Raw genomic sequence first — 2,362 nt, forward strand, 5'->3', positions numbered from 1 at the left:
GAAACGCCGTATACGCGAACCGTACGTACGGTGTTGTGAGAGGGGCGAAAATAAACTTATTTTCCCCCTACTCGATTCTTCAACTCTTCAATCGCTATAGGATAGGCTGGGTTCTTGTCTACTGTGATCACACGGGGCTTTGAAACATGAAAAGACCGCAAAGCTTTTTTGAAAAAGCGCTTTGCAGCCTTATGATCTCTTGTTTTACTTAAATAAAAATCAATCGTATTTCCTTCTGAATCAATAGCACGATATAAGTACATCCATTGTCCTTTTACTTTTATATAGGTTTCATCGACTCTCCATGAGTCGTTTGTTTGCTTGAGATCTCATCTAATTCAGGGCCATACTGATGAACCCAGCGCATGATGGTTGTATGAGCAATAGATAGTCCGCGTTCTTCCATCATTTCGACTAAATCACGAAAACTGAGGTTGTACCGTAGGTACCATCTCACGGTTAATAAAATAATATCAGGTTGATAATGTTTCCACTTGAATAGATTTTGCTTTTCCATACTGATCACGTCCTTTTTAGAGTACTAGTATCAGTATGTCCAAGATTTAAAGAATAGTTTCAAGTCATCTGGAATTTTTGCACCAGAACCCTTTTTAATATATGTGAGAAAATTTATACTCAAAAATAAATATTTTATTAATTTATATGTATAAAAAAATAATAGCTGGGGAATCATATTATAAAGATAAAGAAGTTAAAGATAGGGGGTAAAATAGTGTTAAGAGAAAGTAAATTAACGTTGTCTGATTTTGTTAATAAAGATCGATTTGAACTAAACTCTTATCTTACCCATTTGATCCATCAATTTTATGATAATGATCTGAATCAGTCTAAAGATAGAATGGTATAGATTAACGATTAAATAAACTGAAAGAATAATAGTTTTTGAGATGAATTAAAAAATTCTTGTTTAAAGACCATAACTGAAGGTTTCAATGAGTTTACACTTTCAGATGTTAACTCATTGGTTAAAAATACCATGGAACAACAAAGTAAAATGTTTGAATAATCTGAAAACTTTTAGTATAATAGAAAAAAGGTCAAGGAGTTGGTTTCCTATGGAAAGGAATTTGGTTAATACACCACCACAACCTGAAGTAAACGTCATGGATTCTGAATTTGCTGAAATGGTGTTAAACAAAGCCCTTCGTAATTTCAGAAAAGAACAAATCCGAAAAGAGATTGACCAGTCATTACAGGATCAAAACAAAGAAGAATTCCTACGATTAACTGAGGAATTAAAAAACATTTCTTAAAATGTTGTATTATATATCGAGATGATTTTGAAATGAACTTAACATAATCGTAATTTTAAGAAGTACGCCAAAAAGCCAATCCCATATCTATCAAGGGATTGGCTTTTATTTGATTTTTATCGATTAAGCACGATATTAAACATCGTTGATTTATCAACATTTTGGGCTTCTGAAGAAGCCTAGCTGCTGTATAAAAAAGTGGGGTTTTATGCAATATCTTCTTTCACTAAAGCGCCCGATTACGGAATAAGTATAACATATTTCTTTGTCTACCTATTTTACATAATGTGATGTTTTAGGTACTGAAAAAGGATCTTCAATCGAAGATCCTTTTAGTGAACTAACACTTTTCGCATAAGAATTACAACGCTTTTTATCTCCAATAGTCCTACAAGAAATCGCCAATCGAGTTGATTTTGTACAGCGATCTAGTAAGTATCAAGCAGATGAACTCATCGCTCTTTGTGTTTGGCTCAGCCAAGAAGTCGCTCTTATATCACTTACGCATTTGTAGTCGATTAGAGGCTTCGACGGGTGTACTAATGAGCCAAGAGGGACTCAATCAGCGCTTTTTAATCCTGCAGCTGTCGCATTCCACCGAGTGTCTTTTTTCAACCTTTATATTTAAGGACACAAATTGATCAACTCCTGTCCCCATATCATAAGGAAGTAGAATTATTGGATGGTATACCTGGTGTGAACAAAGCAGCCGCAGTGCATCCCAGTTGATTAATTATAGACAAACACGTACGGTGTTTTTTTATATTCATTAACAATATGGTTTCAAGAGGAAAGTGTTATTAGAGATTCTTATTTTACAAATTAAATGTTGACACTAAAGAAAAATAGAAGTATGATAATGAAGTCGCCTAATTAACGAGCGATTTTAACAAAAGAATTTCTTCGCAGAAGTTGACAACTATTCAATGTTATGTTAAGCTGGAGTTGAAACAAACCAACAACTATTGCTCTTTGAAAACTGAACAAAACAAAGCGCCAACGTTAAATTTAAAGTGAGCACACACTATCAAAAAAGCAAATGAGCAAGTCAAACATTTCTTCGGAGAGTTTGATCCTGGCTCAGGACG

Annotated in this window: 1 protein-coding gene and 2 pseudogenes; 2 read left to right on the forward strand and 1 reads right to left on the reverse strand. The window is 34.0% G+C overall.

The annotated features are described in order from the left end of the window. Positions 1-77 precede the first annotated feature (77 nt). Positions 78-517 (reverse strand): annotated as a pseudogene (locus ACFX4X_RS25375) (IS6 family transposase); the annotation flags it as partial. 559 nt (positions 518-1,076) lie between these two features. Here ACFX4X_RS25375 and ACFX4X_RS25380 point away from each other — a divergent pair. Further along, positions 1,077-1,274, forward strand: a complete 198-nt coding sequence (locus tag ACFX4X_RS25380) for an IDEAL domain-containing protein (protein ID WP_061466470.1) — start codon at positions 1,077-1,079, stop codon at positions 1,272-1,274. A gap of 319 nt (positions 1,275-1,593) precedes the next feature. Continuing rightward, positions 1,594-1,893 (forward strand): annotated as a pseudogene (locus ACFX4X_RS25385) (IS4 family transposase); the annotation flags it as partial. Positions 1,894-2,362: the final 469 nt, after the last annotated feature.

Source organism: Peribacillus sp. YIM B13481 (assembly GCF_042787985.1).
Lineage (GTDB): Bacteria > Bacillota > Bacilli > Bacillales > DSM-1321 > Peribacillus > Peribacillus simplex_A.